15 protein-coding genes are annotated in these 13679 nt (G+C 66.9%); 6 read left to right on the top strand and 9 right to left on the bottom strand.

Features of this window, described 5'->3' with window-relative positions; translation table 11 throughout:
- Window positions 1-2 precede the first annotated feature (2 nt).
- The gene (locus ATE62_RS07280) at window positions 3-716 is read left to right on the top strand and encodes an arylesterase (RefSeq protein ID WP_058808377.1); all 714 of its coding nucleotides are present in this window, start codon (window positions 3-5) and stop codon (window positions 714-716) included.
- On the opposite strand, the gene ATE62_RS07275 is transcribed toward ATE62_RS07280, so the two are convergent.
- Together ATE62_RS07275 and ATE62_RS07270 are read right to left on the bottom strand one after the other, a co-directional pair.
- Window positions 713-1357: an MOSC domain-containing protein gene (locus ATE62_RS07275; protein WP_058808378.1), complete on the bottom strand. Its 645-nt coding sequence runs from the start codon at window positions 1355-1357 to the stop codon at window positions 713-715. The genes ATE62_RS07280 and ATE62_RS07275 overlap by 4 nt on opposite strands.
- A 319-nt stretch (window positions 1358-1676) precedes the next feature.
- A complete protein-coding gene (locus tag ATE62_RS07270; protein ID WP_058808379.1) occupies window positions 1677-2135 on the bottom strand; it encodes an outer membrane protein in 459 nt (152 codons plus the stop codon).
- A gap of 211 nt (window positions 2136-2346) precedes the next feature.
- Between ATE62_RS07270 and ATE62_RS07265 the strand changes: the two genes are divergently transcribed.
- On the top strand, window positions 2347-2733 hold the full coding sequence (locus ATE62_RS07265) for an effector-associated constant component EACC1 (protein ID WP_058808380.1): 387 nt from the start codon (window positions 2347-2349) through the stop codon (window positions 2731-2733).
- A 7-nt stretch (window positions 2734-2740) separates the two neighbouring features.
- A complete protein-coding gene (locus ATE62_RS07260) occupies window positions 2741-4522 on the top strand; it encodes a caspase, EACC1-associated type (protein ID WP_058808381.1) in 1782 nt (593 codons plus the stop codon).
- Here ATE62_RS07260 and rlmN read toward each other — a convergent pair whose 3' ends face one another.
- The 4 genes from rlmN to ATE62_RS07240 all read right to left on the bottom strand — a co-directional run bounded on the left by rlmN (window position 4523) and on the right by ATE62_RS07240 (window position 7918).
- Complete coding sequence (gene rlmN, locus ATE62_RS07255) at window positions 4523-5770, bottom strand: 23S rRNA (adenine(2503)-C(2))-methyltransferase RlmN (RefSeq protein ID WP_197411684.1); 1248 nt, start codon at window positions 5768-5770, stop codon at window positions 4523-4525.
- Window positions 5770-6489: an NYN domain-containing protein gene (locus tag ATE62_RS07250; protein ID WP_058808383.1), complete on the bottom strand. Its 720-nt coding sequence runs from the start codon at window positions 6487-6489 to the stop codon at window positions 5770-5772. The genes rlmN and ATE62_RS07250 overlap by 1 nt, the downstream gene beginning before the upstream one ends.
- Window positions 6490-6643: 154 nt before the next feature.
- Window positions 6644-6988: a hypothetical protein gene (locus ATE62_RS07245; RefSeq protein ID WP_058808384.1), complete on the bottom strand. Its 345-nt coding sequence runs from the start codon at window positions 6986-6988 to the stop codon at window positions 6644-6646.
- Window positions 6989-7174: 186 nt separating this feature from the next.
- Entirely contained in the window at window positions 7175-7918 is a 744-nt protein-coding gene (locus ATE62_RS07240) for an SDR family oxidoreductase (RefSeq protein WP_058808385.1), read from the bottom strand.
- A 116-nt stretch (window positions 7919-8034) separates the two neighbouring features.
- Between ATE62_RS07240 and ATE62_RS07235 the strand changes: the two genes are divergently transcribed.
- Window positions 8035-8427 carry a winged helix-turn-helix transcriptional regulator gene (locus ATE62_RS07235; protein WP_058808386.1) on the top strand — a complete coding sequence of 131 codons (393 nt, stop codon included), beginning with the start codon at window positions 8035-8037 and terminating at the stop codon, window positions 8425-8427.
- A 73-nt stretch (window positions 8428-8500) separates the two neighbouring features.
- On the opposite strand, the gene ATE62_RS07230 is transcribed toward ATE62_RS07235, so the two are convergent.
- Window positions 8501-8830 carry a UrcA family protein gene (locus ATE62_RS07230; RefSeq protein WP_058808387.1) on the bottom strand — a complete coding sequence of 110 codons (330 nt, stop codon included), beginning with the start codon at window positions 8828-8830 and terminating at the stop codon, window positions 8501-8503.
- Between the two features lie 134 nt (window positions 8831-8964).
- Here ATE62_RS07230 and ATE62_RS07225 point away from each other — a divergent pair, with 134 nt between their 5' ends.
- Window positions 8965-9864 carry a LysR family transcriptional regulator gene (locus tag ATE62_RS07225; RefSeq protein WP_231736172.1) on the top strand — a complete coding sequence of 300 codons (900 nt, stop codon included), beginning with the start codon at window positions 8965-8967 and terminating at the stop codon, window positions 9862-9864.
- 13 nt (window positions 9865-9877) lie between these two features.
- On the opposite strand, the gene ATE62_RS07220 is transcribed toward ATE62_RS07225, so the two are convergent.
- Together ATE62_RS07220 and ATE62_RS07215 are read right to left on the bottom strand one after the other, a co-directional pair.
- The gene (locus ATE62_RS07220) at window positions 9878-11446 is read right to left on the bottom strand and encodes a hypothetical protein (protein ID WP_058808389.1); all 1569 of its coding nucleotides are present in this window, start codon (window positions 11444-11446) and stop codon (window positions 9878-9880) included.
- A 393-nt stretch (window positions 11447-11839) separates the two neighbouring features.
- Window positions 11840-12337, bottom strand: a complete 498-nt coding sequence (locus ATE62_RS07215) for a hypothetical protein (protein WP_058808405.1) — start codon at window positions 12335-12337, stop codon at window positions 11840-11842.
- Between the two features lie 173 nt (window positions 12338-12510).
- Here ATE62_RS07215 and dnaN point away from each other — a divergent pair, with 173 nt between their 5' ends.
- Complete coding sequence (dnaN, locus tag ATE62_RS07210; protein WP_058808390.1) at window positions 12511-13626, top strand: DNA polymerase III subunit beta; 1116 nt, start codon at window positions 12511-12513, stop codon at window positions 13624-13626.
- Window positions 13627-13679 lie beyond the last annotated feature (53 nt).

Below are 13679 nucleotides of genomic sequence, written 5' to 3'. Positions count from 1 at the left end.
GAATGATCAAGGCCGGATGGCGCTCGTTTTTGGTATATGGTTGCGTCGTCGCGCTTTGCCAACCGCTCGCCGCGTGCGGATCGGCGGAAAATGGCGCGGCTTCGACGAAGGAGGCCGAGCCTTCGACCAAGGCCGCTACGGTCCCCGCCGACGCCCCGCTCGTCATCGCCTTCGGCGACAGCCTCTATGCGGGCTATCAGCTCGGTCCGAAGGAAGGCCTCGCGCCGCAATTGCAGGCCGCGCTCGCCGCCGACGGCGTCGTCGCGCGCGTCCAGAATGCGGGCGTCTCGGGCGACACCACCGCGGCGGGGCGCCAGCGGCTGGGTTTCGTGCTCGACAATGCGAAGGTGAAGCCCGCGGTCGTGCTGCTCGGGCTCGGCGGCAACGACATGCTGCGCGGCATCGACGCGGCGCAGACACGCATCAACCTCGATGCGATGCTCGCCGAACTCAAGAAGCGTGACATCCCGGTGGTGCTCACCGGCATGGTCGCCGCGCCGAATATGGGCGCCGACTATGCCGCGAAATTCAACCCCATCTACCCCGAACTCGCCGCCAAATATGACGCGAGCCTCTACCCCTTCATCCTCGACAATGTGGTGACGAACAAGGCGCTGATGCTCGGCGACAATGTCCATCCCAATGCGAAGGGGGTGGGCGTAATCGCCGAAGCGCTGGCGCCGCTGGTCGAGGAGGAATTGCCGGCCGCGGATTAACCCGCGAGCTTCTCCGCGCGCACCCGCCAGGTCGCGGCGAGCGCATCCATCTTCGCCAGATCGCGCAGCGCGGCGGGTTCGCGCTTGCCCGCGCCGCCGATCAGCAGCCCGAACACGCGCTCGACGCTCCATTCGGGCAAGGGCCGCTCGACCAGTTCGAGGGCATCACCCGCCGCCACCGCACCTTCCTCGATCACGCGGTAGTACCAGCCGCTGCGCCGTGTCGTGACCACCGTCGCGGGCACGATCGCGACGCCGAAGCGGTGTCCCAGCTTCCAGCACGGCTGCCGCCCCTGGCTGATCTCGACGAGCGCGCTGCCGAGGCGGTAGAGGTCGCCGATGCACGCTTCGGTCTCGACCAGTCCCGCGGTCGACACATTCTCCCCGAACGCGCCGGGCGTCTCCAGCAGCTCGTGCCCGCCGAGCGTCGCGGCCCACCAGCCATAATGGTCGCGCGGATAATGGTGGATCGCCTTGTCGCTGCCGCCATGGACGCTGAGGTCGGCCTGCTCGTCGCCCGCGATGCCGAGCAACCCGACATGCTGTGGCCCGGCGACCGGGGTCTTGGAGATGGCGCTGGCTTCGTCGCCGCGAAAGCGGCGCGCCTTGCCGGTGAGGATGGCGTCGATGGGGATGGACATGGGGCGGGGTTTAGCCAGCTGGGAGCGATGCGGGAAGGCGGCGCGTGGGCCTTGGGGGGAGGAGCGGACGTAATAATCCTCCCTGTCGCGCAGCGATGGGGAGGGGGACCATGCGAAGCATGGTGGAGGGGTTGGTGGCCCCAAACACTGACGCTTATCGCATCGACCCCTCCACCGCCTTCGGCGGTCCCCCTCCCCACGGCTTCGCCGCAGGGAGGATTAAGAACGTCCGCCAACGTCCGAAACCGCCGTCCACCCCCCAAACGAAAAAGGGCGGCCCTTTCGGACCGCCCTTTCCTGTTCATTTCTGCCCGAAGGATCAGAAAGCGAAGCCGACGCCCGCGACGAAGCTGTCGAAGTCGCCGAAGTTGCTCACGAACTGGTGGCGATATTCGACCTTGCCGTACACGTTCGAGCCGAACTTGTGCTGGTAGCCGGCACCGACATAGGGATCGTCGAGGTCGCTGAAGGTGTAACCGCCGGTGGCGTACAGCTTGCCCTTTTCGCCAAGCTTGGCACCGATGCGGCCGCCGGCCGAGAACTGGACGTCGAAACCGTCGACGAGAACCTTGTCGCCAGCGACTTCGGCGCCGACGAACGCGGTGCTGCCGAGGTCGAAATCATAGCCGGCTGCGAGGCCGATGGTGCCTTCGTCGATCCCGTTGCCGGTGATCAGGCCGCCGCGAACTTCGACGCGGCCTTCGCCGCCTTCGGCAGCGAACGACGGGGTGGCAACGACGGCCGAGAGGAGAGCGGCTGCAACTGCGAACTTCTTCATTTTATTTTCCTTTGCTTTGACGGATCACATCTTTTTATCGATCGCGACCCGGGGGCCTAAATGGCGTTCGAAGCTGTCGCGTCAATGAATAGCCCGTTCAGAATGTGACAATTTTCTTACCTGTGTTGTTTTTGCAACACAGTTGGTTTCATTTGCAAATGCTTGACAGCGCGGCGCCGGTGGCGGTTAATCACGGCACACAGGGGGTGTCATGGCGGACGCACAGGCTTTGCTGATCCGGGTCGACAGCCGCGGCCTCGACGACGAGGCGCGCGAGGCGCTGGCGCGTTCGCTCGCCGCCGAACTCAACGAACATCGGGCCGGCTCCGCCGACCTTGCGCGAGTCGCCGCGCCGCCGGGATCGAAGGCGGGCGAGTGGGCGCTCACCGCCGAAGTCGCGATCAGCCTCGGCGCGCTCGCTTCGTCCTGGGCGGTGCCCGCGATCCAGCACTGGCTGAAGCGGCAGGAGGGCGAAACCACGCTGACGCTCAAGGGCAAGAATTCCGATGGGCAGTATTTCGAGGTCAATGTGACCGGCGCCGCGCCCGACGACGTGTTCGAAAAGCTCAACCCCTTTCTCCAGCGGCCGAGCAGCTAGGGCTCCCGTGAAAAAGGCGCTGATCCTCGCGACCGGCACCTATGCCGACAGCCGGATCACCCCGCTCAAATCGCCGGTCCCCGATGCCGAGCGACTGCGGCTGCTGCTCATCCGCCCCGACGTCGGTCCCTATGAGGTGACGATGCTGTCCGACGCCGACCAGCGCGCGCAGCGGGTCGCGATCGAGCGTTATTTCCAGGCCGCCGACGCCGACGACACCTTGCTGCTCTTCATCTCGGGCCATGGCGACAAGGACGCCGACGGCGATCTCTATTTCCTGGCGCAGGACAGCGACCGCGACCTGCTCTCCTCGACCGCGATCGGCGCGAATTTCGTCTCGCGCCAGGCTGCGCGCAGCCGCGCGGGACAGAAGGTGCTGCTGATCGACACCTGCTACAGCGGGGCCTTTGCCAAGGGGCATGTCTTCAAGTCGGGCAGCGCCGCCATCAGCGCCGAGGATTTCGGCGAGAGCGGGGGCAGGGGCACCGCGATCATCACCGCGGCGTCGAGCACCCAGCTCGCGAGCGAGGCCGATGCCGGCGGGCGCATGCAGTCGCGCTTCACGCGCCACCTGATCGAGGGGATCGAGACCGGCGCCGCCGACGCCAACAACAGCGGCACGATCACGCTCGACGAATTGTTCGACTATGTGCGCGGCGCGCTGCGCAAGGAAGGGCCGGGGCAGGAGCCCAAGCGGCTCAACGCGATCGACGGCGACATGGTAATCGCGCGCAACCCGGTGCGCCGTGCGGCGCCGCTCGCGGCGGGGCTGCTGCGCAAGATCGCGAGCCGCAACTGGGAATCGCGCGCGGGCGCGTGCATTTCGCTGGGCGAGATATTGATGCGCGGCGGCGAGCAGAAGGCGGCGGCGCTCGCCGCGCTGCGCGCGCTCGCCGACGATCCCGACGACCGGGTGAAGCGCCGCGCACAGAACGAGCTGACGCAGGCGGGGGAAAGGGCTGCGGTCGAGGCCGCGCCCGATACCAAGGCCGCGCCTTCGCTGACCAAGGCCGAGAAGACCGACCCTCCGGCCGAGCCCGCCGATACGACCCAGCGCCTCGGCCTGCTGACCAAGCCCGAGCCGGACAAGACCGATGCCACCGGCACCGACGAACCGCCCCCGCCCAAGCCCGGGCTCGACAAGGGCGCGAAGATCGGCATCGCGATCTTCCTCGTCCTGCTGCTCGCGATGCTGATCGCCGCGTGGCCGGGCGACGACGACACGTCGGGCTCGTCGGACCCCGTCGATCCGCCCGTCACGACGGTCGAGCCGCCCGCCGAGGTGACGCCCGACACGACCGTCAGCACCGACAACTCCTATTTCGGCACCGGCAGCAGCGCCTATGCCGGCTATCAGGTGACCAGCGTCGCCAATGCGGCGCTCGCCGAGCAGTGCAACAACGGCACGACGACCGACACCGCGACCGCGTGCAACAGCCTGGGCGTGCTCGTCGAAAAGGGCGACGGCGGCGCGCCCGACTTTGTCGTCGCGACGATCCTCTACGAAAAGGCCTGTTATTATGGGTCGGTACTCGGCTGCGCCAATGCGGGGATGCGGCTCACCAGCGACGCCGGCGGCGTGAGCCCCGACTGGACGCGCGCGCAGACCTTCCTGAACGCGGCGTGCAGCAAGGACGACGGCATCGGCTGCGAGCGGCTCGGCTGGCTGTACGAGAACCGGCTGCTGCCCGACACCGCGGCGGCGCGAACCGCTTACGACCGGGCGTGCACGCTGGGGATCAGCAACGGCTGCACCAGCCGCGACCGGCTGGCGCCTAGCGGCATGTAATCAGCCGAGCGCGGCCTGCTTCTCTTCGGCAATCCGGTCGAGTTCGGCGCGCGTCGGCTTGGTCGCGGCGCTCTTGAGCTGCCCGCACGCCGCCATGATGTCGCGCCCGCGCGGGGTGCGCACCGGTGCCGAAATGCCCGCCTTGAAGATCAGGTTGCTGAACGCACGCACCCGCTCGGGGGTCGAACATTCATAGGGCGCGCCGGGCCAGGGGTTGAAGGGGATCAGATTGACCTTCGCGGGCAGCTTATACTGCTTGATCAGCCGGACGAGCTCGCGTGCGTCGTCGTCGCTGTCGTTCTTGTCCTTCAGCATCACATATTCGAAGGTGATGCGCCGGGCATTGTTCGCGCCCGGATAATCGGCGCACGCCTGCAGCAGTTCCTCGATGCCATATTTGCGGTTCAAGGGCACGATCTCGTCGCGGATTTCCTTGCTGACCGCATGCAGCGAGACCGCGAGGTTGACCCCGATCTCGTCGCCCGCGCGCGCCATCATCGGCACCACGCCGCTCGTCGACAGCGTGATGCGCCGCTTGGACAGCGCGAGGCCGTCGCCGTCCATCACGATCTTGAGCGCGCCCTTGATCTCGTCGAAATTATACAGCGGCTCGCCCATGCCCATCATCACGATATTGGTGAGCATGCGGCCGTCGGCGGTGTAGTGCCCGGCCTCGTCGTCGAAGTCTTCGTCCTCGGGGTCGGCGCCGAAGCCCGCCATCGTGCCCTTGGGCCATTCGCCGAGCGCGTCGCGCGCCAGCAGCACCTGCCCGACGATCTCGCCCGCGCCGAGGTTGCGCACGAGGCGCATCGTGCCGGTGTGGCAGAAACGGCAGTTCAGCGTGCAGCCGACCTGGCTCGACACACAGAGCGTTCCCCGATCGGCGTCGGGGATGAACACCATCTCATATTCCTGGCCGTCGGCGGCGGCGAGCAGCCATTTGCGCGTGCCGTCGCTCGACACCTGCGCCTCGCGCACCGTTGGGCGGCCGATGATGAAGCGGTCGGTCAGCCACGGGCGCATCGTCTTGGCGATGTCGGTCATCGCCTCGAAATCGGTGACCCCGCGGTGATAGATCCAGTGCCAGATCTGCTTGGCGCGCAGCTTCGCCGCCTTGGCGTCGAGCCCGGCCTCGACCAGCACCCCGCCGATCGCGTCGCGGGTCAGCCCGACCAGGTCGATACGGTTGCCCCCGCGCAAGGGAACGGTGCCCGTGGTGACGGGGTCGATATGGCCGGGGATCTGCATCATTTTTCGTCCGGATAGGGAAAGGGGCAAAGACAGTCGCGAATGCCATCGACGTGACTGACGAGGTCAGGTGCGGCACGATGGTCACCCATCTTGTCGAGGATGACATCAATTCCCTCGCGCCGCGCCAGCTTGGCGGCGGGGACGAAATCGGCGTCCGCGGCGACTATGACGATTTGATCGACCTGTCTTTTGAATGCCAGAGACGCAACGTCGAGGCCAAGGCGCATATCGACACCCTTTTGTTTCGTATCGATCTCGAAATCCGCGTCTTCCGGTACGAAGGTCTTTGGATTCTGGATCATTCGCGTTGTAGCGGCTTCGGATAGCCGCCATCGCGAGGTGTCGTTCAATCGGCCCAGGCGCAGTGCAACTTTTCGGAGCTTTTGTACCTCGCCATGCATGGCAAGACGAAAGGCCGCATCTTCGGTTTTTCCAAAGTCGATGGACTTCTTTTTGAGTGGGGTATGCATTCGTTTGGTGAGCGGCGGGCAATCGTAGAAAAACACCCGATAAAGAGCATCGGTTTCCTCGAGCAATAACTTGTCCTCGCCGAGCCGGTTGACGTGGCCGGGACCAACGCGAAGTGCCAAATGCCAATGCACAAGGTAGCGCAAACCGCGGGCGATGCCCTGGGGGTCTCTCTCAATGAACTGCGGGAAGCAGTGCTTGAACCTTCGCAAAAAGAAGGCTCCATCCACAAGGACAGCCGTCGGCATCTAACCAAACTCAAATAAAGTTGCCCCCGGGAGCGGCCTTGAGCTGATATCTGCTCCGAAGAGCGCCTCAAGACGGCATGCCGGGGGCGGGATGCTTTCTATGTAGTGAAAAGCACCAAAAAGTCAAGTTGAGCGCGCATAACTGCGCCAGTTGTCAGTGCGCCCGCGCCTCGCCCAGCGCTTCCGCGAACGGCTCGGCGCAGCCCACGGCTTCCTCGGGCGGCACGCCCGCGCATTTGGGGAAGATCGCGTCGAGGCGGCGCTTCAGCGTGTCGTCGAAGGTCGGCTGGTTCGAGATGCGCGCGTTGCACACGGTGAGTTCGGAGCGGATCGCGCCCTTGATTCGTTCGAGCCCGTCGGGGGTCAGGATCCCCGCGTTGAGCAGTTCCTCGCACAGCTGGATCAGCCCGACGGTGGTGGCATGCGCGCGCAGGCCGATGAAATCGAGCGTCCGGTGCCGCTCGCGGGCTTCCGCATCACAGCGGCTTGTACCAGTCATTCCGGCATCTCCCTCTCCGTTGCCGTTTGCGACCGAACGGCGCGCCGTGAGGGCATCTATCCGTCTCGTTCGGGGGGATCATGCGCCGAGTCGGGGGCTTCGGCAAGCGCTTATGTAACTAAGTGTCTCAACGCGGGAGAAATGCGCAACATCCCCTCCCGCCGCGCGGGAGGGGATGGCGTGGCTCTACAGCGTTTTCAGCATCGCTAGCACCTGCGGCACATTGCCGTTTGCCTCGGCGGTGCGCAGCGGCAGGACATTCTGCACCAGGATTTCCTCGGGCGTCGGCTGCTGCGCGAACAGGTCCATCACCTCGTCGGCGAAATCGTCGAGCGGCATATAGCCCTCGCGCGTCGACTGGCCGGGGGTCAGGTCGGTGCGCACCGCGGGCGGCGCGAGCTCGATCACCTCGACCTGGCCCGCGAGCTGGATGCGCAGCGCGACCGAATAGCTGTGCATCGCCGCCTTGGTCGCCGAATAGGTCGGCGCCTTGGGCAGCGGCACGAAGGCGAGCCCCGAGGTGACGTTGACGATCGTCGCGTCCGCCTGCGCCGCCAGATGGTCGACCAGCGCATCGATCAGCCGGATCGGGCCGAGGATGTTGGTGACGACGGTCGCCTCGGCGTGCGCCAGGTCGCGCTTCGCGCTCGCATCCTCGGCGCTCATGATACCGGCATTGTTCACCAGCACATTGAGCTCGGGATATTTGGCGACGATGTCCTTCGCGAAGGCGGCGATCGCATCGGCGTCGGTCACGTCGAGCGCGACCGCCGTCATGTTCGCGCGCCCCGCGATCGCGGCGTCGAGCTTCGCGGCATTGCGCCCGGTGACGATCACCCTGTTGCCCGCGTCGTGCCAGCGCTGCGCCAGCGCCAGCCCGATGCCCGAGCCGCCGCCGGTGACGAGGATGGTGTTGCCTGTGGTCTTCATGGTCGTTCCTCCATTGGGGGGTGGTGAGACCGTCCAGATATCCCTATACTCTCCAAATGAAAGAAGGCACCCGAGAGTGCTGTACTTACCGCAAAGAGAGATTTGGATTTTCAGCGATGCACAGCCCCGAAAAAATTTTTTACGACCCCGATGCCCCCGTCGACCCGCGCGTCGAGGCGCTGGTGAACGAGCTCATCGGCCGAGTCGCCGACAAATGGACATTGCTGACTTTGGAGGCGCTGGAGGAGCATGGCGAGAGCCGCTTTACGCGGCTGGCGCAGCTGGTGCCGGGGATCAGCCAGAAGATGCTGACGCAAACGTTGCGCGCGATGGAGCGCGACGGGCTGGTCCACCGCACCGTGCATCCGGTGATCCCGCCGAAGGTCGAATATCGGCTGACCGAGCTGGGGCACAGTCTCGGCGAGGCCTTTTGCGGCGTCTGGCAATGGGCCGAGGCGCATCTGTGCGAAATCGAGCAAGCGCGCGCCGAATTCGACGGACGCGCCTGACGGCAAAAGGCCGTGTTTCCCCGCCGGGGCGGGGAAACACGGATCGCCTGGAGTGCCTTCAGGCTTTGGTGGATTATTTCGCGAGCGCGCTCACACGGATCGGTTCGGCGCGCGCCGCGCTGGCGATCACCGCCTCGGCCTGCGCCGTCGCGAGCTGCCGCGTGTCGCGGCGGCACTGGCGCACGTTGTTGGTGCCCGCGAGGTCGAAGTTCGACACCGGGCCGCAGACTTCGACGACCGCGCGCCAGATGCGCCGGTCGAGCGCCTTTGCCCCCGCCTTGGTGGCGAGGTCGAGATCCTTGTGCTGGACGACCACGCTGGGGTTCGCGGGCGCGTCCTGGGCGAATGCGGGCTGGCCGATCGCGACGGCGGCGAGCGCGGCGAGGATCAGATGCTTTTTCATCTCTTGTCTCCTTCGTCCGGCTGAAAGGGAGGGGAGGAAGCCGGTAGGAGACAGATAGGCCGGGCGCGAACCCCGCGGGAGCAACGATGTTGCCGGGACATTCTGCAAAATTGCAGAATGGCGCCGGCGCGATTATGGCGCACAGGAAAGCCATGTACGACTGGAACGACCTCAAGGCCTTTCTCGCGGTCGCCGAGACCGGCAGCACGCTGTCGGCGGCGCAGGCGCTGCGCGTCAGCCAGACCACCGTCGCGCGCCGCATCGCCGCGCTCGAGGAGGCGACGGGGCTCAACCTCTTCGAGCGGCGCCAGGCGGGCTATGCGCTGACCCCGGTGGGCGAAGCGATGATGGCGAGCGCGCTCGCGGTGCGCGACGCCGCCGACCGCTTCGGCGACGCGGCGGGCGCCAAGTCGCGCGATGCCGGCGGGACGGTCAGCCTGACTACGATGGAAATCTTCGCGGTGACGATCCTGCCGCCGATCCTGCGCGACCTGCGCGCCGAGCATCCGGGCATCCACATCCACCTCGAGACGACCGACGAGCCGCGCGACCTCGCGTCGGGTGCCGCCGACATCGCGATCCGCAGCACCAAGCAGCCGTCGGGCGGCGGCCTCGTCGGGCGGCGCATCGCCGACAATCCGTGGACCGTCTATTGCAGCCGCGACTATGCCGACCGCCACGGCATCCCGCACACGCGCGAGGAACTGGCGACGCACCCCTTCATCGGCGGCGGCGGCTATGTCTGGGAGCCCTATCAGGCGTGGCTGCGCCAGCACCGGCTCGAAGATTCGGTCGTGATGCAATATGATACCGGATCGGGGCTGCTCGCGGGGGTGCGCTCGGGCATGGGGCTCACCATCCTCCCCGCCTTCCTCGCCGACCGCGAACCCGACCTCGTCCGCTGCCTCCCGCCCAAGACCGAGGATACGACCGGCCTGTGGCTGCTGACGCACGAAAGGCTGCGCCATGTGCCGCGCGTGCGGCTGGTGCTCGACTTCCTCGCCGCCGCGCTGACGCGGTTGGCGCGGAGCTAGGCGCCGGCTCCGCTCAGCTTAGGAAATGATTGCCGTCGAGCGAGTCGGCTAAGGCCTTGACCAGCGCCGCTTCCTCCGGCCCCAGCGCGGCAAACCTTTTGTAAAGCCGCGGCACATGCAGCGCGAGGCCAAAGCCGGCGAACCGGCCGAAGCTGGGGCAATCCTTCGGGAGCGACTTGCGGTCGAGATAGGGCCCGGCGCGCCACTCGCCCGCGAGGATGCGGCTGTTGACGATGTCGAACAACGCGGGGCCGGTCGCGGCGAACTCCTCCTCGGGCAGCGCCTCGATCATCATCGCGGCGCTGCGGACCCGATAGAGATTGTCTCCCGCGCGCGCCGCTTTCAGCCAGGCGACGAGCCGCAGCCCGTCGCCGGAACGGAACAGGCCGGGCGCGTCGCGCATCCGCTGCGTGGTGTTGCCGTCGATCGGATCCAGCGGCGCCTCGGCAATATTGCGCCAGAAGGCCGCGATGCGTTCGCGCTCGTCCGCCGCCGCCGCCGCCATGCCCGCCGCAAGCAGCCCGCCCTCGGCATCGGCCCCGAACAGGGTCGCATCGTCGTTCCGCCCGCCGTCTTCCGCCCGCGCCGTGAACAGCTTGGGCAGCATATGATAGTCGTTGCTCCACTCGGGGCCCAGCCGCACCGTCTTGTCGGGCGCGAAGCCGATATGCCACTCGCTCTTGCCACCGAAGATCGCGGTCCAGTGGAAGGCCATGAAGATCGGCCAAGGCGCAACGATATGCGCCTGGCCCCAGATCACCGCGCGCTCGCCCGCGCCATCGGCGATGCACAGCCGGTGCAGATGGCCGCCCACCAGCAGCGAGCGATAGCGCCCGATCGTCGCGGTCAGCCCCTCCGCGGGCTCATCGTTCGCGGGGCGTTGCAGCACCGGCTTGGCGTCGGCACGCGGCAGGTGCCAGCCCGCGGGCGCCACATCCTCGCACGCGGCGCGCAGCCGCGCGATGCCCTCCGCCGACAATCGGTGCAGCATCACGCGCTGCGCAGGGCGCTGGCCGCGCAGCGGCGGCCCCGGCAGCGACAGCACCCGCGCGATGTCGGCGCTGTCGATCAGCGTGCGCGCCTTCGACGCGGTATGCACCTCGCCCGCCACGATCACCGTCGCGTCGCCGGGATCGACCGGCGACCAGCGTTCGGCTGCCGCTTGTAGTTCGGCCAGCTTCCGTTTCCCGCCGATCCGCTGCACCGCATAGAGCAGCACGAAAGCCGCCGGCAGCGCCGCCCACCAGGGCGCGACACGCCCCATCGCGACGTCGATCGCCAGCAGCAGCATCGATCCCGCGATCAGCACCCCCTGCGCCAGCGGCGCGCGGAACGCCATCATGCCCCAGGCAATGATCGGGATCGACATCGGGATGCCGAGCAGGAGCGCGGCCAGGAGCGGGTGCCACCAGGCGAGGCCGCTCCCGGGCTCGGTCGCCGCCGACAGCGCCAGCCATGCCACCCACAATATCGGGCCGAGCGAGAAGGCGACGCCGACCAGCGGGTGATAGGGGATCGGCATCGTCCCGATCGGGAAGATCCAGCGAAACCCCAATTTGCGCAAAACCCCGCCGACCGCCATGCCGCTCCGCCCTGTGATCCTTCGCGGAATGGTACTCGCCTTTCCTTACCCTTGGGTTAGGGAAAGCGGTGCGCCAGAAAGCGCTTTCCTAAAATATTCGCTTGTGATCCAAGCTGATGGATGAGGACTCGCCCAAGCCATCGCGCCCACGCGCTATCGACCGGCGCTTCGGCATGCGGCACCCGCGCGCCGAACGGCGATTCCAGAATGAAGTTGCGCAGTTTTCCGCCGCTTTTCTCTCCTCTCCGTCACCCCGGACTTGATCCGGGGTCCCGCTTGCCCAGCAGCTTGCGCGATCGCATCGAAGCGGGATTCCGGGTCGAGCCCGGGGTGGCGTACGAACACGCTTCCACTGTTAAGTTCGGCAGATTTCCGCTCTTTTCTCGCCCGGCCTCAGCCCAGCCGCGCGCACCCCAATGCCGCCGCGTCGATCGCCGTCGCTGCGCCGCGCAGGCGATAGGTGTCGGCGATCGAGCCGCCGCTGGTGCTGCTACTCTCGACGCTCATGCTTGGTGCCGATCGCATCGCGGCGACGATCGCGGCGTCCATCCGCGCGTCGCTCGCCCAGCCGTGCGCGCCATTGCCCGTCAGGATGAAGCGGCGGCTGCCGATCGTCAGCCGCAGTTCGGCGCCCTCGCGCCGCGCCTTCGACAGGCGGATGTAGAATTGCCCGCGGATGCGCGACTTGGGCCAGTAACCGACGCTGGCATAGGCCTTGACCTGCGGCGTGCCGATCGTCGCCGATGGCGCGGCGATCGCATAGCAGCGCGGCGTCCCGGGATCGCGAAACGCGCCCCAGCCGTCGAAGATGCCGAGCGCGGTGCGCGGCGCTGCGAACGCGACGGCGGGGACCGCCGCCAGCAGGAGCAAAAGGGGGAGGGCGCGGCGCATCGCGCCTCGATTGCGCGATTGGACATGCTTTGCAAGCATGGCTTGCACGGCGCCACGCGCACGTTAAGGATGGGTGACATTTTCGGGGGCAGGGAATCGGGGTCTTTGGGCCCGCGGCGCCCTTGACCCTCCAGGGGCTTCTCCCGCACGAGCATTAGGATGGCGGAATACAAATGAAAGCGACGATCGAACGCGCGGTACTTCTGAAGAGCCTCGGCCATGTCCAGTCGGTGGTCGAACGGCGCAACACCATCCCGATCCTGTCGAACGTGCTGATCGAGGCCGACGCCACCGGCCAGCTCAAGCTGATGGCGACCGACCTCGACCTGCAGGTGGTCGAGACGATCGCGGCGAAGGTCGAGACCCCCGGCACCACCACCGTGTCGGCGCACACCCTGTTCGAAATCGCGCGCAAGCTGCCCGAGGGCGCCGAGGTCAGCCTCGCCGCCGCCGAGGGCAAGATGCAGGTCAAGGCCGGCCGCTCGAACTTCAACCTGCCGACGCTGCCGCGCGACGATTTCCCGGTGATCGCCGAGGGCGACCTGCCGACCAATTTCGAGCTGCCCGTCGCCGAGCTGATCGAGATCATCGACAAGACGCGCTTCGCCATCTCGACCGAGGAAACGCGCTATTACCTCAACGGCATCTTCTTCCATGTGGCCGAGGATGCGACGGGTCCGGTGCTGAAGGCCGCGGCGACCGACGGCCATCGTCTCGCGCGCTACACGGTCACGCGCCCCGACGGCGCGGCATCGATGCCCGACGTCATCGTGCCGCGCAAATGCGTCGGCGAAATCCGCAAATTGCTCGACGAGGCCGAGGGCAATGTCGAGATCAGCCTGTCGGCGACCAAGATCCGCTTCCAGCTCGGCAATGCCGTGCTGACCTCGAAGCTGATCGACGGCACCTTCCCCGACTACAGCCGCGTCATCCCGACCGCGAACGACCGCCTGCTCAAGGTCGATCCGAAGAGCCTGTTCCAGGGCGTCGACCGCGTCTCGACGATCGCCAGCGAAAAGACCCGCGCGGTCAAGGTCGGCCTCGACAAGGACCGCATCACGCTCAGCGTCACCAGCCCCGAGAACGGCACCGCCGCCGAGGAACTCGCCGCCGCCTATGACAGCGAGGCGATGGAGATCGGCTTCAACGCGCGCTATCTGAGCGACATCCTCGGGCAGGTCGACGGCGACAATGTCGAGCTGCACTTGGCCGACGCCAACGCCCCGACTTTGATCCGCGAGAGCGAGAAGAGCCCGGCGCTCTACGTGCTGATGCCGATGCGGGTTTGACCTGGTAACGTCGCCCCCGCGTAGGCGGGGGCCGCTACGGGCCTTCGACTTCG

The organism is Sphingopyxis sp. HIX (genome assembly GCF_001468285.1).
Lineage (GTDB): Bacteria > Pseudomonadota > Alphaproteobacteria > Sphingomonadales > Sphingomonadaceae > Sphingopyxis.
Note: the sequence above shows the minus strand (reverse complement) of the source record. Positions and strands in the feature narration are given on the sequence as shown.